This is a genomic window from Enterobacter sp. 22499 (assembly GCF_052044815.1).
Lineage (GTDB): Bacteria > Pseudomonadota > Gammaproteobacteria > Enterobacterales > Enterobacteriaceae > Enterobacter > Enterobacter bugandensis.
On record NZ_JBQENR010000005.1, the window covers coordinates 162,605 to 179,868 of the forward strand.

The 17,264-nt window shown below is 56.5% G+C and carries 20 protein-coding genes; 7 read left to right on the forward strand and 13 right to left on the reverse strand.

Annotated features, from left to right (window positions below; all coding sequences use genetic code 11):
• The first annotated feature begins 66 nt into the window (after positions 1-66).
• Entirely contained in the window at positions 67-2,010 is a 1,944-nt protein-coding gene (locus ACTJI7_RS15975; protein ID WP_193066889.1) for a bifunctional 2',3'-cyclic-nucleotide 2'-phosphodiesterase/3'-nucleotidase, read from the forward strand.
• Positions 2,011-2,050: 40 nt separating this feature from the next.
• Here ACTJI7_RS15975 and ACTJI7_RS15980 read toward each other — a convergent pair whose 3' ends face one another.
• On the reverse strand, positions 2,051-2,437 hold the full coding sequence (locus tag ACTJI7_RS15980) for a winged helix-turn-helix transcriptional regulator (protein ID WP_028015279.1): 387 nt from the start codon (positions 2,435-2,437) through the stop codon (positions 2,051-2,053).
• 84 nt (positions 2,438-2,521) lie between these two features.
• On the opposite strand from ACTJI7_RS15980, the gene ACTJI7_RS15985 reads away from it, so the two are divergent.
• The 3 genes from ACTJI7_RS15985 to ACTJI7_RS15995 all read left to right on the forward strand — a co-directional run bounded on the left by ACTJI7_RS15985 (position 2,522) and on the right by ACTJI7_RS15995 (position 5,317).
• The gene (locus ACTJI7_RS15985) at positions 2,522-3,370 is read left to right on the forward strand and encodes an SDR family oxidoreductase (RefSeq protein ID WP_193051135.1); all 849 of its coding nucleotides are present in this window, start codon (positions 2,522-2,524) and stop codon (positions 3,368-3,370) included.
• Positions 3,371-3,451: 81 nt separating this feature from the next.
• The gene (locus tag ACTJI7_RS15990) at positions 3,452-4,276 is read left to right on the forward strand and encodes an AraC family transcriptional regulator (protein ID WP_028015277.1); all 825 of its coding nucleotides are present in this window, start codon (positions 3,452-3,454) and stop codon (positions 4,274-4,276) included.
• Positions 4,277-4,351: 75 nt separating this feature from the next.
• Positions 4,352-5,317 carry a DMT family transporter gene (locus ACTJI7_RS15995; protein ID WP_041911471.1) on the forward strand — a complete coding sequence of 322 codons (966 nt, stop codon included), beginning with the start codon at positions 4,352-4,354 and terminating at the stop codon, positions 5,315-5,317.
• Positions 5,318-5,396: 79 nt separating this feature from the next.
• Here the strand turns inward: ACTJI7_RS15995 and ACTJI7_RS16000 are convergent, their stop codons facing one another.
• Positions 5,397-7,046 (reverse strand): methyl-accepting chemotaxis protein, encoded by a 1,650-nt coding sequence (locus ACTJI7_RS16000; protein ID WP_101865853.1) that lies wholly within the window; start codon positions 7,044-7,046, stop codon positions 5,397-5,399.
• A gap of 244 nt (positions 7,047-7,290) precedes the next feature.
• On the opposite strand from ACTJI7_RS16000, the gene ytfE reads away from it, so the two are divergent.
• Entirely contained in the window at positions 7,291-7,953 is a 663-nt protein-coding gene (ytfE, locus tag ACTJI7_RS16005; protein ID WP_028015274.1) for an iron-sulfur cluster repair protein YtfE, read from the forward strand.
• Positions 7,954-8,039: 86 nt separating this feature from the next.
• On the opposite strand, the gene cycA is transcribed toward ytfE, so the two are convergent.
• Together cycA and fklB are read right to left on the reverse strand one after the other, a co-directional pair.
• Positions 8,040-9,449: a D-serine/D-alanine/glycine transporter gene (cycA, locus tag ACTJI7_RS16010; protein ID WP_041911474.1), complete on the reverse strand. Its 1,410-nt coding sequence runs from the start codon at positions 9,447-9,449 to the stop codon at positions 8,040-8,042.
• A gap of 312 nt (positions 9,450-9,761) precedes the next feature.
• Positions 9,762-10,382: an FKBP-type peptidyl-prolyl cis-trans isomerase gene (gene fklB, locus ACTJI7_RS16015; RefSeq protein ID WP_008502892.1), complete on the reverse strand. Its 621-nt coding sequence runs from the start codon at positions 10,380-10,382 to the stop codon at positions 9,762-9,764.
• Positions 10,383-10,615: 233 nt separating this feature from the next.
• On the opposite strand from fklB, the gene ACTJI7_RS16020 reads away from it, so the two are divergent.
• On the forward strand, positions 10,616-11,254 hold the full coding sequence (locus ACTJI7_RS16020) for an OapA family protein (protein WP_028015272.1): 639 nt from the start codon (positions 10,616-10,618) through the stop codon (positions 11,252-11,254).
• Positions 11,255-11,300: 46 nt separating this feature from the next.
• Here the strand turns inward: ACTJI7_RS16020 and ACTJI7_RS16025 are convergent, their stop codons facing one another.
• The 5 genes from ACTJI7_RS16025 to rpsF all read right to left on the reverse strand — a co-directional run bounded on the left by ACTJI7_RS16025 (position 11,301) and on the right by rpsF (position 13,822).
• A complete protein-coding gene (locus ACTJI7_RS16025; protein WP_063437233.1) occupies positions 11,301-12,230 on the reverse strand; it encodes a DMT family transporter in 930 nt (309 codons plus the stop codon).
• 152 nt (positions 12,231-12,382) lie between these two features.
• Positions 12,383-12,832: a 50S ribosomal protein L9 gene (gene rplI / locus ACTJI7_RS16030; protein ID WP_006810372.1), complete on the reverse strand. Its 450-nt coding sequence runs from the start codon at positions 12,830-12,832 to the stop codon at positions 12,383-12,385.
• A 41-nt stretch (positions 12,833-12,873) separates the two neighbouring features.
• Complete coding sequence (rpsR, locus tag ACTJI7_RS16035) at positions 12,874-13,101, reverse strand: 30S ribosomal protein S18 (RefSeq protein WP_000135199.1); 228 nt, start codon at positions 13,099-13,101, stop codon at positions 12,874-12,876.
• A gap of 4 nt (positions 13,102-13,105) precedes the next feature.
• Positions 13,106-13,420, reverse strand: a complete 315-nt coding sequence (priB, locus tag ACTJI7_RS16040; RefSeq protein WP_028015270.1) for a primosomal replication protein N — start codon at positions 13,418-13,420, stop codon at positions 13,106-13,108.
• A gap of 6 nt (positions 13,421-13,426) precedes the next feature.
• Positions 13,427-13,822: a 30S ribosomal protein S6 gene (gene rpsF / locus ACTJI7_RS16045; RefSeq protein ID WP_014068637.1), complete on the reverse strand. Its 396-nt coding sequence runs from the start codon at positions 13,820-13,822 to the stop codon at positions 13,427-13,429.
• Positions 13,823-14,162: 340 nt separating this feature from the next.
• Here rpsF and yjfY point away from each other — a divergent pair, with 340 nt between their 5' ends.
• Complete coding sequence (gene yjfY / locus ACTJI7_RS16050; protein WP_041911476.1) at positions 14,163-14,438, forward strand: DUF1471 family protein YjfY; 276 nt, start codon at positions 14,163-14,165, stop codon at positions 14,436-14,438.
• Between the two features lie 139 nt (positions 14,439-14,577).
• Here the strand turns inward: yjfY and ACTJI7_RS16055 are convergent, their stop codons facing one another.
• The 4 genes from ACTJI7_RS16055 to ulaC are packed head-to-tail and all read right to left on the reverse strand — an operon-like array spanning position 14,578 to position 17,257.
• On the reverse strand, positions 14,578-15,264 hold the full coding sequence (locus tag ACTJI7_RS16055) for an L-ribulose-5-phosphate 4-epimerase (RefSeq protein WP_193541724.1): 687 nt from the start codon (positions 15,262-15,264) through the stop codon (positions 14,578-14,580).
• The gene (locus tag ACTJI7_RS16060) at positions 15,257-16,117 is read right to left on the reverse strand and encodes an L-ribulose-5-phosphate 3-epimerase (RefSeq protein ID WP_063154916.1); all 861 of its coding nucleotides are present in this window, start codon (positions 16,115-16,117) and stop codon (positions 15,257-15,259) included. Before ACTJI7_RS16060 ends, ACTJI7_RS16055 begins: the two co-directional genes overlap by 8 nt.
• A 9-nt stretch (positions 16,118-16,126) precedes the next feature.
• Positions 16,127-16,777 (reverse strand): 3-keto-L-gulonate-6-phosphate decarboxylase UlaD, encoded by a 651-nt coding sequence (ulaD, locus tag ACTJI7_RS16065; RefSeq protein WP_023334265.1) that lies wholly within the window; start codon positions 16,775-16,777, stop codon positions 16,127-16,129.
• A gap of 12 nt (positions 16,778-16,789) precedes the next feature.
• Complete coding sequence (ulaC, locus tag ACTJI7_RS16070) at positions 16,790-17,257, reverse strand: PTS ascorbate transporter subunit IIA (protein ID WP_045259633.1); 468 nt, start codon at positions 17,255-17,257, stop codon at positions 16,790-16,792.
• Positions 17,258-17,264: the final 7 nt, after the last annotated feature.

Below are 17,264 nucleotides of genomic sequence, written 5' to 3' on the forward strand. Positions count from 1 at the left end.
TTCTGTAAGCAACAAACGATAGATACATACTCTTTTGTGGAACGGATCGAAAAAAGGACTCCTCTGATGATTAAGTTTAGTGCAACGCTTCTGGCGACGCTGATTGCAGCGAGCGTGCAGGCGGCGACGGTAGATCTGCGTATTCTGGAAACGACCGATCTGCACAGCAATATGATGGACTTCGATTACTACAAAGATACCCCTACGGAAAAATTCGGACTGGTACGTACAGCAAGTTTGATCAACGCCGCGCGGGGTGAAGTCAAAAATAGCGTGCTGGTGGACAACGGCGATCTCATTCAGGGCAGCCCGCTCGGCGACTACATGGCGGCGAAAGGTCTGAAGAAAGGCGAGATCCATCCCGTTTATAAAGCGATGAACACGCTGGACTATGCCGTCGGCAACCTGGGCAACCACGAATTCAACTACGGCCTGAAATACCTGCACGATGCGCTGGCCGGCGCGAAGTTCCCGTACGTTAACGCCAATATCATCGACGTTAAGACGCAAAAGCCGCTCTTTACCCCATACCTGATTAAAGAGAGTGAAGTTGTCGATCGGGACGGTAAAAAGCAGACGCTGAAAATCGGCTATATCGGCTTCGTACCGCCGCAGATCATGACCTGGGATAAAGCCAACCTCGACGGCAAAGTGACCGTTAATGACATTACCGAAACCGCGCGCAAGTACGTGCCGGAAATGCGTGCGAAAGGTGCGGATGTCGTTGTCGTGGTGGCTCACTCAGGCCTGTCAGCCGACCCGTACCAGGCCATGGCGGAGAACTCCGTTTATTATCTGAGCGAAGTCCCGGGCGTTGACGCGATCCTGTTCGGCCACGCTCACGCCGTTTTCCCGGGCAAAGATTTCGCCAGCATTAAAGGGGCGGATATCGAGAAAGGGACGCTCAACGGCGTGCCGTCGGTGATGCCGGGCATGTGGGGCGACCACCTTGGCGTGGTGGATCTGGTGCTAAATAACGACAGCGGCAGCTGGAAGGTGACGCAGTCAAAAGCCGAAGCGCGCCCGATTTACGACGCGGCGGCTAAAAAATCCCTGGCAGGTGAAGATAAAAAGCTGGTCGACGTGCTGAAGCACGACCACGACGCCACCCGCGAATTCGTCAGCAAGCCGATCGGCAAATCCGCCGACAACATGTACAGCTTCCTGGCGCTGGTGCAGGATGATCCGACCGTTCAGGTGGTCAACATGGCCCAGAAAGCCTATGCCGAACACTTTGTTCAGGGCGATCCGGATCTGGCAAAGCTGCCGGTGCTGTCTGCCGCAGCGCCATTCAAAGTGGGCGGACGCAAGAACGACCCGGCAAGCTATGTTGAGGTCGAAAAAGGCCAGCTGACCTTCCGTAACGCCGCCGATCTCTATCTCTACCCGAATACCCTGGTGGTGGTTAAAGCCACGGGGAAAGAGGTGAAGGAGTGGCTGGAGTGCTCCGCCGGGCAGTTTAACCAGATCGACCCGAAGAGCAGTAAACCACAGCCGCTGATTAACTGGGACGGCTTCCGCACCTACAACTTCGACGTGATCGACGGCGTAAATTACCAGATTGACGTCACCCAGCCGGCGAAATATGACGGCGAGTGCCAGGCGATTAACCCGCAGGCCGAACGCATCAAAAACCTGACGTTCAACGGCAAGGCGATCGACCCGAATGCAACCTTCCTGGTCGTGACCAATAACTACCGCGCCTACGGCGGCAAGTTTGCCGGTACGGGCGATAGCCACATCGCTTTTGCGTCACCGGACGAAAACCGCTCGGTGCTGGCGGCGTGGATCGGCGCGGAGTCGAAGAAGGCGGGCGAAATTCACCCGGCGGTGGATAACAACTGGCGTCTTGCGCCAATCCACAGCGATGCGAAACTGGATATCCGCTTTGAAACGTCACCGTCCGATAAAGCAGCCGCGTTTATTAAGGATAAGGCGCAGTATCCGATGAAGAAGGTTGCGACGGATGATATCGGGTTCGCGATTTATCAGGTGGATTTAAGCAGGTAGCGGTGATTGTGCCGGGTAAGGCGAAACCGCCACCCGGCTTTTACGCCGCACGCTCATCCCGATTCGCCATCACCTTCGGCGTATTGACTTCAATCCAGTCCGCCAGCGCGGCGACTTTCTCGCTCACCTCAATGCCCATCGGTGTCAGGCTATACTCGACGTGCGGCGGCACGACCGGATACGACACGCGATCGACAAACCCGTCCTGCTCCAGCGCCTGAAGCGACTGGGACAGCATCTTTTCGCTCACCCCGCCCATTTTATGGCGCAGCTCGCTAAAACGGTGCGTTCCTCCGCGCAGAGCCAGCAGAATCAGCACGCCCCAGCGGCTGGTAACGTGTTTAAGCACCTCCCGTGAAGGGCACTGTTCCGCGAAGAGATTGCCATCGCGCATTTGCTCGCTGAGCGTTGGGATCGTTTTTTTCATACTTACCTTTTTGTGCGTACTTACTAAAAGTTAGCTATGGTGATAGTGTGCCACAACACCAGACAAACACGAAGGAGATTTATCATGATCGCGATTACCGGCGCTACCGGCCAGCTTGGCCAGCACGTTATTGAAGAACTGCTGAAAACCGTTCCAGCAAACCAGATTGTTGCCATTGTTCGTAACCTGGCGAAAGCTGAAGCGTTAAGCAACCAGGGTATTGTGGTTCGTCAGGCGGATTACACCGATAAGGCCGCCTTTACTGCCGCGCTGAGCGGCGTGGAAAAGCTGCTGCTCATCTCCTCAAGCGAAGTGGGCCAGCGCGCGACCCAGCACCAGAACGTGATCAACGCCGCCAAAGCGGCAGGCGTGAAATTTATCGCCTACACCAGCCTGCTACACGCGGATAAATCACCGCTGGGTCTGCACGTTGAACATGTCGAAACCGAGAAAGCGCTGGCAGAATCTGGCGTGCCATACGCCCTGCTGCGCAACGGCTGGTACACCGAAAACTACCTGGCGAGCGCGCCGCCTGCGCTGGAACACGGCGTATTCATTGGTGCCGCAGGCGAAGGCAAAATTGCCTCTGCCACCCGCGCAGACTATGCCGCGGCGGCAGCCAAAGTGATCGCTGAAGAGGGTCATGCGGGCAAGGTATACGAACTGGCAGGCGACCACGGCTGGACATTGAGCGAGCTGGCGGCGGAACTGAGTAAGCAGAGTGGTAAACCTGTGGCGTATCAAAACCTGAGCGAAGCGGACTTTGCAGCCGCATTGAAGAGCGTGGGTTTACCCGCCGGGCTGGCGGATATGCTGGCGGACTCCGACGTGGGCGCGTCCAAAGGCGGCCTGTTTGACGACAGCCGTACCCTGAGCAAGCTGATCGGCCGCCCGACCACACCGCTGGCGGAGAGCGTCAAAGCCATTCTGTAATTGTTACGGATTGGTTATTTTTTGTGGCATCCCCTCGGGTCATCTCTGATAATGGTGTGATGACCCATGAGGAGGCTCATCGTGCAAGGCGTACCGGAACAGTTTACTGACGAGAGAGACAGCGCGCGCTTTCGCCATCTGGCGCAGCTGCCGGGCCTTGAACTCTATCACGCGCATATCTCTGACTACGCCTTTGAGCCCCACACCCATGAAGCCTTCGGCATCGGCACCATCGAAACCGGTGCCGAACGCTTTCGCTATCGCGGCACCCAGCATCTCGCACCTGAAAAATCCGTTGTTACCATGAACCCGGACGAGATCCATACCGGGGAGTCCGCGACCGAAGACGGCTGGCGCTACCGGATGGTCTACATCGAACCCGATCTTCTGGAAGAGGTAACCGGCCTGCGCCACTGGTGGTTCAGCGACGTAACCCGTTACGACCCGCAGCGCTCTCAGCAGATCGGCAGGCTAATTTACGGCCTGTGGCATACGGACGATCCGCTGGCGCAAAAAGGCTTATTGCTGGATCTGATCGAGACCTTTCAGCCGCTAGCCCATCACGCGCCGGTGGTTCAGGAAGGCGCACACCGTTTCGAGCGCGTGCGCGAGTATTTGCACGACAACTATATGCACGCCCTGACGCTGGACGAACTGGCGAACGTTGTCTCGCTCAGCCCGTACCATTTCCAGCGACAGTTCAAAGCCCATTTTCACGTTACGCCGCACCAGATGTTGATGGCCATCCGCCTGTGGCGCGCCAAGGCGTTTCTCACCCACGGTATGCCCGCCGCCGAAGTCGCCGCCGCAACGGGGCTGACCGACCAGTCGCATTTAACCCGCGCCTTCACCCGCCGCTACGGCATTACGCCCGTGCGCTACCAGAAACAGGTCGCCCGGCGCTAATGCGCAATCTCATACAATACGCGCGCGTTTCCCCCTTCTAGACTGAGTGCAGAGTAAATCAATGTGGATGGAAAAATGATTAGCGGCGTGTTGTATGCCCTGCTTGCAGGTCTGATGTGGGGGCTGATCTTTGTCGGCCCTCTGATCGTGCCGGAATACCCGGCGATATTGCAGTCTACCGGACGTTATCTGGCGCTCGGGCTGATTGCCCTTCCTCTGGCATGGCTGGGGCGTACGCGCTTGCGACAGCTCAGCCGTCAGGACTGGGGCACCGCGCTGGCGCTGACCATGATGGGCAATCTCATCTATTACGTCTGCCTGGCAAGCGCCATTCAGCGAACCGGAGCGCCGGTGTCGACCATGATTATCGGCACGCTGCCGGTGGTCATCCCCATCTTCGCGAATCTGCTCTATAGTCATCGGGACGGCAAGCTGGCGTGGTCGAAAATGATACCCGCCCTGGCCTGCACCGCCGTGGGGCTGGTGTGCGTCAATATCGCCGAGCTGCGCCACGGCCTGGCAGACTTCAGCTTATGGCGTTACGGTTCGGGGATCGTTTTAGCGTTCATCTCGGTCGCGTGCTGGGCCTGGTACGCCCTGCGCAATGCGCGCTGGCTGCGGGAGAACCCGGACAAACACCCGATGATGTGGGCAACGGCGCAGGCGCTGGTCACGCTCCCCGTCTCGTTAGTGGGGTATGCCGGCGCATGCCTCTGGCTGGGTCATCAGCAGCCGGAATTTGCCCAGCCCTTCGGGCCAAGACCCTGGGTCTTTATTGGCTTAATGGTTGCGATTGCGGTGCTGTGCTCCTGGGTGGGCGCGCTGTGCTGGAACATTGCCAGCCAGAAGCTGCCGACGGTGATCTTAGGGCCGCTGATTGTGTTCGAAACCCTGGCCGGGCTGCTGTACACCTTCCTGATGCGCCAGAGCGTGCCGCCGCTGTTAACGGCCTGCGGGATCGCGCTGCTGGTGGTGGGAGTGGTGATGGCGGTAAGAGCGAAGCCGGAAAAACCGAGGGTCGTTCCGGCTTCGGAGATGTGAGTAATGCCCAGCGGCGCTACGCTTGCAGGGCCTACAAAACAGTAGGTCTTGTAAGGCGTAGCCGCCACCGGGCAAGCCTTTAAAACGTTTCCCAGTTCGCTTCAGACGCCGTCGCTGCTGGCTGCGCTTTTGGCACATAGGTTTTCACCGGTGCCGCTTTGACCGCCTGATTACGCGTTATTTTGAACACTGCTACCGCTTCGTTCAGGCGTGCGGCCTGATCTTCCAGCGCCGCCGCTGCCGCCGCAGACTCCTCCACCAGCGAGGCGTTCTGCTGGGTCACGCGGTCCATCTCGGCTACCGCCTGACCAACCTGGTCGATACCGCGGCTCTGCTCGTCAGAGGCAGAGGCAATTTCGCCCATGATGTCGGTCACGCGGGTAACCGCGTTAACGATTTCCGCCATCGTCGCGCCCGCTTCGTTCACCAGCTGAGAACCCGCGTTCACGCGCTCGCCGGAATCATCGATCAGCGCCTTAATCTCTTTCGCCGCCTGGGCGCTGCGCTGGGCAAGCGTGCGCACTTCTCCTGCAACCACCGCAAAGCCACGGCCCTGCTCACCCGCACGCGCCGCTTCCACCGCCGCGTTCAGCGCCAGAATGTTGGTCTGGAAGGCAATCCCGTCGATAACGTTAGTAATTTGCGCGATTTTGCTGGAGCTGGTGGCGATCTCGTCCATGGTGCGCACCACGCCTTCCACCACGTTACCGCCCTTCTTCGCGGTTGAGGAGGCATCCAGCGCCAGACGAGACGCCTGACGCGCGTTATCGGCGTTCTGCTTCACGGTGGCGGTCAGCTGTTCCATGCTGGCTGCCGTCTCTTCCAGAGACGCGGCCTGCTGCTCGGTACGGGAAGAGAGGTCGTTGCTGCCCGCCGAGATTTCACCCGCACCGGTATAGATGGTGTCTGCGCCTTCACGCACCACGCCCACGGTGTTCGCCAGCGAGGTTTGCATCTCCTGCACGTTGCGCGCCAGGATAGCCATTTCGTTCCTGCCTTCAGCCTGAATCGGCTGGGTTAAATCCCCTGCCGCGATGGCGCGGATATGGTTGATCACCTCTTCCAGCGGCAGCAGCAGCACCCGGCGCATGGCGATCCAGCTGGAGATAATCACCGCAATGACGAGGATCATGACGGCAGAGAGGATCCACAGGATGCGCTTGTAGTCGCTTTCGTTATCCTGAATGCCTTTACTGGTGAGCGCAGCCTGCGCCTCGCGCCACTCTCGATAGACCTTTTGCATTGCCGTCTGCTTCTGTTCTGCATTCTGCTTGAACATATCTTCCAAGTTGCCCTGGCTCAGCAGAACGTTCATTTGCGTCAACGTGGCGGAGTAGATGCGGTACTGCTCTTCCAGCCGATCGGCCAGGTTCTCATCCAGACCCGGGGTATTCGGCAGAGCGTAGTATTTGTCGTAATGGACCTGCGCATTGGCCAGCAGATTTTTCGCGGTGTTAACCAGCTCGTTCAGCTGTCCACCGTTAATCTGAGAGGCCATGCTGCTTTGCAGACGCAGCATCCCGCGGTTTAGCGTGACGCGCGCCTGGTTCAGGCTGATCCAGGCGTCGGTAAATTCCGCCACGTTCTGGCTGGAAAGCTGCGACACGGTGAAGTTGTCTTTATCGTTATTCAGCGCGTTGATAAAGATACCCGCGGAAATCACTTGCATGATGCCGAGCACAAGCAGCACCGAAATAAGAAGAGTAATGACTTTTATACGTTTAAACATGCGTTGCCTTTGTTATATGCAGGTTTGTCTGACGTGTATCTATCGGCACGCGCGGCGGGTTGTTTACTGTTTCTCCACCTTTAAAAACTTTCTAAACCACTTTCCTAAATCCATTCAGGGAGTTAAACGGGACATTTTTTTGTGATCCGTGTCGCACTTTCTCCCTTCCCTCTAAAGGGTTATAGCGCCGCCTTAAAGATGCATTTAATATGCATCTTATATTCTTGATGACGAGGTAACTGCTATGGCCTTTCGCGACCACCCCCTCGGCGAGCTGGCGCTCTCCATCCCTCGCGCTTCCGCGCTGTTCCGTAAATACGATATGGATTACTGCTGCGGCGGTAAGCAAACGCTGGCGCGAGCGGCCTCGCGCAAGGAACTGGACGTGGAGGCTATCGAAGCGGAGCTGGCGCTGCTGGCCGAACAGCCTGTTGAAAAAGACTGGCGCACCGCCCCGCTCACGGAAATCATCGACCATATCATCGTGCGTTACCACGACCGCCACCGTGAACAGGTGCCTGAGCTGATCCTGCAGGCAACGAAAGTTGAGCGCGTACATGCCGACAAGCCTTCCGTGCCGCGCGGTCTGGCAAAATACCTGACCATGCTGCATGAAGAGCTTTCCAGCCACATGATGAAAGAAGAGCAGATCCTCTTCCCGATGATTAAACAGGGAATGGGAAGCCAGGCGATGGGACCTATCAGCGTAATGGAAAGCGAGCACGATGACGCGGGCGAACTGCTGGATGTGATCAAACACACTACTAACAACGTCACGCCGCCGCCGGAAGCGTGCATCACCTGGAAAGCGATGTACAACGGCATTAACGAGATGATTGACGACCTGATGGAGCACATCAGCCTTGAGAATAACGTGCTGTTCCCGCGGGCATTGGCGGGGGAATAAAAAAGCCCGGTGGCGCTAGCGCTTACCGGGCCTACAACGTCCTCGAACATAGGCCGGGTAAGCGTCAGCGCCACCCGGCAACATGCTTAACGCATGCCTGCCATACGTTTCTTACCGATAAACAGCCAGCCCAGCCCCAGCGCGATAAACCACAGCGGCGTGACGATCAGCGCCTGACGGGTGTCATCTTCGAGCGTCAGCAGCACCAGCACGAACACGAAGAACGCCATGCACACCCAGCACATCAGCTTGCCCAGCGGCATCTTGTAGATCGACTTCTCATGCAGGTGCGGACGCTGTTTGCGGTACACGAGGTACGAGCACAGGATAATGGTCCAGACGAACATGAACAGGATCGCCGACACGGTGGTGATCATGGTAAACGCGCCAATTACGCTTGGGTTCACGTAGAGCATCACCACACCACCCAGCAGGCACATGCAGGAGAAGGTCAGCCCTTTTGCCGGTACGGCACGCTTAGAGAGCTTGGCGAACGCGCTCGGCGCTACGCCCTCCTGCGCCAGACCAAACAGCATACGGCTGGTTGAGAACACGCCGCTGTTCGCAGACGATGCCGCAGAGGTCAGCACCACGAAGTTAATCAGGCTCGCCGCAGCAGGCAGCCCTACCAGCACGAACAGCTCAACGAACGGGCTCTTGCTGGGCACCACGGAGCTCCACGGCGTCACGGACATAATGATGATCAGCGCGAAGACGTAGAACATGATGATACGCACCGGTATGGAGTTGATGGCGCGCGGCAGGGACTTCTCCGGATCTTTGGTTTCCGCAGCGGTCGTTCCGACAAGCTCAATCCCCACAAACGCAAACACCGCAATCTGGAAGCCCGCAAAGAAGCCGCTGATGCCTTTCGGGAACCAGCCGCCGTCGTTCCACAGATGGGTGAAGGACGCCTGAACGCCCGTTGGCGACTGGAAGTGCGTCAGGACCATCACCAGGCCCACCACAATCAGCCCCACGATAGCGACAATCTTGATCATCGCGAACCAGAACTCCATCTCACCGAACATTTTCACGGTGGCAAGGTTCAGGCTCAGCAGCAGAATAATCACCGCCAGCGAGGCGACCCAGTCCGACAGCCCCGGGAACCAGAACTGCGCGTAAGCGGTAATCGCCACGACGTCCGCCATGCCGGTGACCACCCAGCAGAACCAGTAGGTCCAGCCGGTAAAGTAGCCCGCCCACGGGCCGAGCAGGTCCGACGCGAAGTCGCTGAAGGATTTGTATTCGAGGTTCGAGAGCAGCAATTCACCCATTGCGCGCATCACGAAGAAGAGCATAAAACCGATGATCATATAAACGAAGATGATCGACGGCCCGGCAAGACTGATGGTTTTGCCCGACCCCATAAACAGCCCGGTGCCGATGGCACCGCCGATGGCGATAAGCTGTATATGACGGTTTGTGAGATTGCGCCGTAGCGACTGTTCAGACGTCGCCTCTTCTGCAGCGGCGACTTTGACCTGATCTACCATGTAATTTTTCCTGTTTATGCCTGTCTGTGTTGTTAAGGCTCTTCTGGCCTTTAAAAACGTCAAATAAATGACGGTCCCTTCGTAAGGGTTTATCGATATTAGGTAAGAATCGGCGGGATGAATACTATGATTTAGATATTATGTTAATAATATGTTGAAAGTGAGTGTCATATCACTCATACAGCGCGAAACAGCTCACAAAAATACACGCAACAGTTTCGTTTGCAAGATAAAATGTTGATTCCGTCGTAACTATGGGTTTTATCACTATTTTCCCCTCCCCTGACGGGGAGAGGAAATAAGAAAAGTCGATTACAGAATTTCCAGCAGCTCGACTTCAAATACCAGGGTGCTGAATGGCGGGATGGACGCACCAGCGCCACGCTCGCCGTAAGCCAGGTTGTGCGGGATGGTCAGTTCCCATTTGGAACCCACTGGCATCAGGGTCAGGGCTTCGATCCAGCCTGCGATAACGCCGTTGACCGGGAACTCAGCCGGTTCGCCGCGCGCCACGGAGCTGTCGAACACGGTTCCGTCGATCAGCTTACCGGTGTAGTGCACGCGAACGTGGTCGGTACGCGCCGGGATAGCGCCGTCGCCCTGGTTGATCACGCGGAACTGCAGGCCGGATTCGGTGCTGTTCACACCTTCGCGCTCGCGGTTCTCTTCCAGATATTTAACGCCTTCAGCTGCCATCTCTTCGAAGCGCGCGCGACGCACGGCGTCAGCACGTTCGTGGATTTCACGCAGCGCACGATGCACAACGTCAACCGGAACGGCAGGCTGTTTACCTTCCAGCGCATCAGCGATACCCGCCACCAGCGCTTCAGGTAACAGACCTTCCAGGCCGGATTCGCTCAGCTGCTGTCCTACCTGCAAGCCGATACCGTAACTTGCCTGCGCTTCGATAGTGTCAAAAGTCGGGGTGGTCATGGGTTTTCCTTCCATCACATTTAAAGTAGCGGGCAGCATATCAGCCATGCCCTTATGGGTAAAACTTTGTCTGAAGTTAAGGTGACAAACCGCGACGAAACAGAAACAATAGAGACAACCAGGATTAATCCCGAACTGATGTCACGGATGTCCGGTTTGCTACGTCGTTCAGGCAGTTAGCGAACTATACTTCGAAGCACAGGATATAAAAGACGCGGAGCAGGAGGAGAGCCATGCCCGGGCGATTTGAACTGAAACCTACCCTGGCGAAAATCTGGCAGGCGCCGGACAATTTTCGCATTATGGACCCGCTGCCTCCTCTGCACCGCAGGGGGATCATCATTGGTGCGCTGATGGTGATCGTGGGCTTCCTGCTTCCTTCCGGCGGTGATGATGTTGATACCGCGCCGGTCACCCGCAATGCGCAGCTGGATCTTCAGTCGCAAACGCGGCCGCAGCCTGACGCGCAGCCGATGCAGACGCAGCTGGTAACCCCGTCTAACGATCCGGGTCAGGTCGCGCCTGTTGAACCCGAACCCGTTCAGGATGAACAGGAGCAGGCCGCAGCGCCGTCTGAGCCGCAAACCCAGCAGCCGACCGGCATCGAGCAGCAGTGGCGTTCCTATCGCGTGGAGCCGGGCAAAACCCTGGCACAGCTTTTCCGCGACCACAACCTGCCGCCGACCGACGTGTATGCCATGGCAAAAGTGGAAGGCGCAGGTAAACCGCTGAGCAACTTACAGAACGGCCAGATGGTGCAGATTCGCCAGAACGCCAGCGGGGTGGTCACCGGGCTGACCATTGATACCGGAAATGGGCAGCAGGTGCTGTTTACCCGCCAGCCGGACGGCAGTTTCATCAGAGCACGTTAATGGCGTATGCCGGGTAAGGCGAAGCCGCCACCCGGCACTTTTGTTCTCAGGCACTCCGTTTATTCACCCACCAGATCCCCGAGCAGACCAGCACCAGCGCAATCGCGTATTTGATATCCAGAATGTTTTCGCCGAGGAAAATGGCGGAAAGCACCGTCCCTGCAACAGGAATGACAAAGTTGAACGGAGCAATCATGCTTACCCGGTTCACTTTCAGCAGCGCGCTCCACAGGGCGAACGCCACCGATGAGAGCAGCGTCAGATACCCCAGCACCGCAACGGCCTTCATGCTGTGCACTTCCAGCGTTCCGCCCGTGGCATAACCTCCCGCAACCAGCGCAGCCCCGCCTATCGCCAGCTGCCAGCCGGTCATCACCGTTGGGTCGACGGTCTGGGAAATACGTTTCCCGTAAAGCGTGGCGGCAGAAAGAATAAAAGCCGCCAGCACCACAAAACCGTCGCCTTTCCAGATAAACTGGAAATCGCTCAACCCACTGTGAAAGTTCACCAGCATCACACCGGCAAACCCAAGAATACAGCCCAGCGTTTTGTTATAGCTGAGTTTGTCATTGTGGTAGATAAAGTGCGCCAGCAGTACGCTGAAGAAAGTCCCGGTGGCGTTCATGATTGAGCCGTTTACCCCCGTCGTGTAGGCCAGTCCTATATAGAAGAATGTGTACTGAATGGTGGTCTGGGTCAGCCCGAGGATCGTGAGCTGACCAAACTGCGCGGGCGTGAGCCTGCCAATCGGTTTGCGCTGGGCCAGCGCAAACAGCAGCAGCAAGGCACCGGCAAACAGAAAACGGTATCCGGCAAAAACGACTTTGGACGGAATATCATCGGTCGCGATCTGAAAGAGTTCGTAGCCATTTTTAATGGCCGGGTACGAGCTCCCCCAAAGCAGGCAGCAGAGCGTGGCGCAGGCGTAGGCCACATGTCGACGGGCAAAGACGGGCGTGGGCAGAGCGGTATCCATGACAAATCTCATAAATAAAATTGCGTTTCAATTTATTATCAGAGAATGCGTCAGGAATAGCTACCATACGAGATAAAAAGAGAATTTCCGGTAGCTTTAAATAGCAAAACGCCGGCACAAGGCCGGCGCTTCGACGCGAGCAGAGTAAAAAATTACTCAGCTACAACGTTAACAACCAGTTTAGCGAACACTTCGCTGTGAACCTGGAAGTCAACTTCGTGCTCACCAGTGGTACGCAGAACGCCGTTCGGCATGCGAACTTCGCTCTTAGCCACTTTAACGCCTGCTGCAGTAACTGCATCAGCGATATCGCGGGTACCGATGGAACCGAACAGTTTACCTTCGTCGCCAGCTTTGGAAGCGATGGTAACAGTGCCCAGTGCGTTGATTGCTTCAGCGCGAGCGTTAGCAGCCGCCAGAACGTCAGCCAGTTTGGCTTCCAGTTCAGCGCGACGTGCTTCGAAAAACTCTACGTTTTTCTTAGTAGCTGGAACAGCTTTACCCTGTGGAACCAGGAAGTTACGAGCGTAGCCCGCTTTAACGTTAACCTGATCACCCAGGCTGCCCAGGTTTGCTACTTTATCAAGCAGAATAACTTGCATTACCTTATCCTCTTAAAGTCGTATTAATGGACCGTGCCCGATTACTGATGACGATCAGTGTACGGCAGCAGGGACAGGTAGCGAGCGCGTTTGATAGCGCGAGCCAGCTGACGCTGATATTTTGCACGAGTACCGGTGATACGGCTTGGGACAATCTTACCGCTTTCGGTGATGTAGTTTTTCAGCGTTGCGATATCTTTATAGTCGATCTCTTGAACGCCTTCCGCGGTGAAACGGCAGAACTTGCGACGACGGAAATAACGTGCCATATGGCTAGTCTCCAGTATCTATCAAATCAATCTGCTCGGCATGCAGAACCATTTTGCTCAGGCCGTTCTTTGCCTTGTGGCAAGAGATGAACCCCTGAACGATTACTGCGCTACCGACCGTTAAACTGTGAGTAATGGCCTGGTTTTCGTGTCCGCTAATAATAACGGGCATTTGGCACCACGCCTGCCGGTGAAACCCGGCTTCCTCTTGCACAGAACGATGCTCAAGCACGAACTGGCAATGCGGAATTCCTGATGGACTGACCTTTCGAAGGGGAGCCCTGCATACGATGCCGGACAACGCCAGACGGTTGGTCATCAGAAATTACTCTTCAGAATCCCCAGCATCAGAATCATCTGCGGTTTCGTTTGCGAAATCATCGCGACGCTCACGGCGCTCGTCTTTCGCTTTAACCATCGGAGATGCTTCGGTAACTGCGTTTTTGGTACGCATAACCATGCTGCGGATAACGGCATCGTTGAAGCGGAAGGTAGTTTCCAGCTCATCGATCACTTCCTGCGGCGCTTCAACGTTCATCAGAACGTAGTGTGCTTTGTGCAGTTTGTTGATCGGGTAAGCCAGCTGACGGCGGCCCCAGTCTTCCAGACGGTGGATCGTACCTTCTGCACCAGTGATGGCAGCAGAGTAACGCTCGATCATACCCGGAACCTGTTCGCTCTGGTCAGGATGGACCATAAAAACGATTTCGTAATGACGCATCGAATTGCTCCTTACGGATTATTCAGCCTCCTGTCTGGGTCAGCCGAGGCCCGGGGAGGCAAGGAACGTGTTAAAGGTCGGCTGAAAAATTGACGCGTCATAATACTTGCCCCCCCCAGGAAACTCAAGCTGATTGCACAAATAATTCGCACAAAGCGTAAAGCTGGTCTAAGTGGGTGATTTAAAATTAATCGCATCAGGAAGCGTTGTTTTTTTGAACAACTGCATCAGAAATGGTCACGCATCCCCGCCGGAGGAATGATTACACTTTAATCAGAGATCAGCTGAATTAAAGAAGGAGTATTCCCCTCACACAGCACGCAGTCGTGGAGCGCATATCATGAAAAAAATCGCAGTAGCCATAATGGCGGCGCTTTTGCTCAGTGCAAACGCGATGGCAGCCATCAAAATAGACGGCCGGCAGGCCAGAAACATGGATGATGTGCACAGCTTGGGCGTAATCTATATCAATCATAATTTCGCCACTGAAAGCGAAGCAGATCGGGCACTAAATGAAGAGACCGATGCCCAGGGCGCAACCTATTACCACGTGATGTTAACCCGTGAGCCCGGCAGCAACGGCAATATGCACGCCAGTGCAGATATCTACCGGTAACCCTTAACGCTAGCACCAGGAAAGCCAACAACGAGAACATAGCCATAGTTGACGTTGCCCCCTGTCCGGGGGCTTTTTTTTATGAATGGCTCCGGAATACCACCGGTTACAACTGTTTTCGGTATTCCAGAGCACTTATTCACTTCTGCCCGTAGTAGGCATTCGGGCCGTGCTTGCGCATGAAATGCTTGTTCATCAGGTAATCGTCAATGTCCTGAAGCTGTGGGTTGATGCCGCGGGCAATCCACGCCATGCGCGCCACTTCCTCCATGACAACCGCATTATGAACGGCGTCGTGGGCATCTTTTCCCCAGGCGAAGGGACCGTGCTGATACACCACAATCCCCGGCGTATGCAGCGGTTCAGTTTCACCCAGCGTTTCAATAATCACCTTGCCGGTGTTGCGTTCGTACTCCCCTTCTACTTCAGCCTGCGATAATGCCCGCGTGCAGGGAATGTCGCCGAAGAAGTAGTCTGCATGCGTCGTGCCCAGCGCCGGGATGGGCAACCCCGCCTGTGCCCAGGCGGTGGCGTGCGTGGAGTGGGTATGCACAACGCCACCCAGCGATGGATAACGCTGGTACAGCGCCAGATGGGTCGCCGTATCAGAAGAAGGACGCCATTTGCCCTCAACGACGTTTCCTTCGAGGTCGACCACCACCATATCGTCCGCTTTCATGGTTTCATACGCCACGCCGCTCGGCTTGATCACAACCAGACCTTGTTCACGGTCGATGGCGCTCACGTTGCCCCAGGTGAACGTTACCAGGCCATAGCGCGGCAGATCCATATTGGCCTCAAAGACCTGCTGTTTCAGCTTAAGCATGTTCAGCCTCCAGTAACCCCGCGCGCGCCATACGCTCGCGCACCCAGTCCCGCGCTTTTGCCACTTCCGCAGCCGGATCGTCTGACGTTTCGCTCCACATCTCAATCAGATAAGGCCCGCAATATCCTGTCTGTTTGAGCGTCTCGAAGCACCGTTCGAAATCCACCACCCCGGTGCCGAACGGTACGTTTTTAAACACGCCAGGGCGGGTATCTTTGACGTGCACCGCCACGATATGCCCGATGCCCGCCTGCAGCTCCATCTGCACGTCGTTATCCCAGGCCGACAGATTGCCGATATCCGGATAAAGCTGGAACCAGGGGTTATTCAGATAGTGCGCATAGCCCAGCGCCTTGCTGATGGAGTTCATCAACGGGTAGTCCATGATCTCCATCGCCAGCGTGACCTGCGCGCGGCTTGCCATCTCAACGCTCTCTTTCAGGCCGTCACGGAAACGACGGCGCGTTTCGTCGTTGGCTTCCTGATAGTAGACGTCGTAACCCGCCAGCTGGATCACGCGGATGCCGACATCCTGCGCAAAACGAATGGCTTTGCGCATGATCTCCAGCCCTTCAGCGCGCACGGCATCGTCTTCACTGCCGAGCGGAAAACGGCGGTGGGCGCTCAGACACATGGACGGCACGCGCACGCCGGTTTCGGCAATGGCGCCCACCAGCGCCAGGCGCTGCTCGCGACTCCAGTCCAGGCGAGAAAGGCGCACATCCGTCTCATCCACGGACATTTCGACAAAATCGAAACCCAGCTGTTTTGCCAGCCGTAACCGCTCCAGCCAGCACTCCCCTGCAGGGAGTGCCTTTTCATAAATGCCAAGCGGGACCTGTTTTGACAACATACCCGCTCCTTAACCCCAAAGCTGAGCGATTGAGCGTTTGAACTGACGCGCAGCTTCCACCGGAGATGCCGCGTCGCGAATGCTGCGGCCAGCGATAAAGACGTGAATAGGGATGCCCTGGAACAGCGGCAGATCTTCCAGCGCCAGGCCACCGGTGACGGTGACTTTGAAGCCCATATCCGCCAGACGCTTAATCGCGCTGATATCCGCTTCGCCCCACGCCACGCCTGCGGCTTGCGCATCGCGGCTGCGGTGATACACCACCTGCTGGATGCCCGCATCGCGCCACTCCTGCGCCTGCTCCCAGGTCCAGAAGCCGGTCAGTTCAATCTGCACGTCGCCGTTAAACTCTTTTGCCACGTCCAGCGCGCCTTTGGCGGTGTTGATATCCGCACAGCAGATCACGGTGACCCAGTCGGCGTTGGCTTCAAAGCACATGCGGGAAAGGATTTTGCCTGCGTCAGCAATCTTGGCATCCGCCAGCACGATTTTGTGCGGATAGAGCGCTTTCAGGTCACGAACGGCGCGCACACCTTCGCCCACGCACAGAATGGTCCCCACTTCGATGATATCCACCTCTTCCGCAATCAGGCGGGTGGTTTCGTAAGCGTGAGACAGCGTCTGGTTATCCAGCGCAACTTGCAACATTGGTAATGACATGTTCAATTCCTCTTAAACGGCCGCCGCAGTGGCGTTATCAATTAAATCCAGCACTTCCTGCGCGGTGCGGCAGGCGCGTAAACGGTCAAAATTGGCTTCGTCATCAAACAGGTTGACGATCTGCATGATGCCCACCTCCTGGTGGGTGTTGGCATCAACGGCCGCCATGGTGATGAGAATGTCGACCGGGTCGTTATCTTCGTGGTTGAACACCAGCGGCGTTTTCAGCGTCACCAGTGCAAAACCGGTTTTCTTGACGCCCTCTTCCGGGCGGCCGTGCGGCATGGCCAGGCCCGGCGCAATCACGAAATAGGGGCCGTGCTGCGCCACGCCATCCAGAATGGCCTGGTAATAGCGCGGCTCGACAACGTCCGCTTTAACCAGCAGATCCACACTCAGCTTCACCGCTTCCTGCCAGGTGCTGGCGTCGGCCTGTAAAAGGATGGCGTTATTCTCTGCCAGCGAATCACGTAGTTTCATGTGGCGT

Excerpts from the sequence above, each read along its gene's own strand:
- ACTJI7_RS15975 (WP_193066889.1), top strand. The coding sequence starts at position 67 with ATGATTAAGTTTAGTGCAACGCTTCTGGCGACGCTGATTGCAGCGAGC.
- ACTJI7_RS15980 (WP_028015279.1), bottom strand. The coding sequence starts at position 2,437 with ATGAAAAAAACGATCCCAACGCTCAGCGAGCAAATGCGCGATGGCAAT.
- ACTJI7_RS15985 (WP_193051135.1), top strand. The coding sequence starts at position 2,522 with ATGATCGCGATTACCGGCGCTACCGGCCAGCTTGGCCAGCACGTTATT.
- ACTJI7_RS15995 (WP_041911471.1), top strand. The coding sequence starts at position 4,352 with ATGATTAGCGGCGTGTTGTATGCCCTGCTTGCAGGTCTGATGTGGGGG.
- ACTJI7_RS16000 (WP_101865853.1), bottom strand. The coding sequence starts at position 7,046 with ATGTTTAAACGTATAAAAGTCATTACTCTTCTTATTTCGGTGCTGCTT.
- ytfE (WP_028015274.1), top strand. The coding sequence starts at position 7,291 with ATGGCCTTTCGCGACCACCCCCTCGGCGAGCTGGCGCTCTCCATCCCT.
- cycA (WP_041911474.1), bottom strand. The coding sequence starts at position 9,449 with ATGGTAGATCAGGTCAAAGTCGCCGCTGCAGAAGAGGCGACGTCTGAA.
- fklB (WP_008502892.1), bottom strand. The coding sequence starts at position 10,382 with ATGACCACCCCGACTTTTGACACTATCGAAGCGCAGGCAAGTTACGGT.
- ACTJI7_RS16020 (WP_028015272.1), top strand. The coding sequence starts at position 10,616 with ATGCCCGGGCGATTTGAACTGAAACCTACCCTGGCGAAAATCTGGCAG.
- ACTJI7_RS16025 (WP_063437233.1), bottom strand. The coding sequence starts at position 12,230 with ATGGATACCGCTCTGCCCACGCCCGTCTTTGCCCGTCGACATGTGGCC.
- rplI (WP_006810372.1), bottom strand. The coding sequence starts at position 12,832 with ATGCAAGTTATTCTGCTTGATAAAGTAGCAAACCTGGGCAGCCTGGGT.
- rpsR (WP_000135199.1), bottom strand. The coding sequence starts at position 13,101 with ATGGCACGTTATTTCCGTCGTCGCAAGTTCTGCCGTTTCACCGCGGAA.
- priB (WP_028015270.1), bottom strand. The coding sequence starts at position 13,420 with ATGACCAACCGTCTGGCGTTGTCCGGCATCGTATGCAGGGCTCCCCTT.
- rpsF (WP_014068637.1), bottom strand. The coding sequence starts at position 13,822 with ATGCGTCATTACGAAATCGTTTTTATGGTCCATCCTGACCAGAGCGAA.
- yjfY (WP_041911476.1), top strand. The coding sequence starts at position 14,163 with ATGAAAAAAATCGCAGTAGCCATAATGGCGGCGCTTTTGCTCAGTGCA.
- ACTJI7_RS16055 (WP_193541724.1), bottom strand. The coding sequence starts at position 15,264 with ATGCTTAAGCTGAAACAGCAGGTCTTTGAGGCCAATATGGATCTGCCG.
- ACTJI7_RS16060 (WP_063154916.1), bottom strand. The coding sequence starts at position 16,117 with ATGTTGTCAAAACAGGTCCCGCTTGGCATTTATGAAAAGGCACTCCCT.
- ulaD (WP_023334265.1), bottom strand. The coding sequence starts at position 16,777 with ATGTCATTACCAATGTTGCAAGTTGCGCTGGATAACCAGACGCTGTCT.
- ulaC (WP_045259633.1), bottom strand. The coding sequence starts at position 17,257 with ATGAAACTACGTGATTCGCTGGCAGAGAATAACGCCATCCTTTTACAG.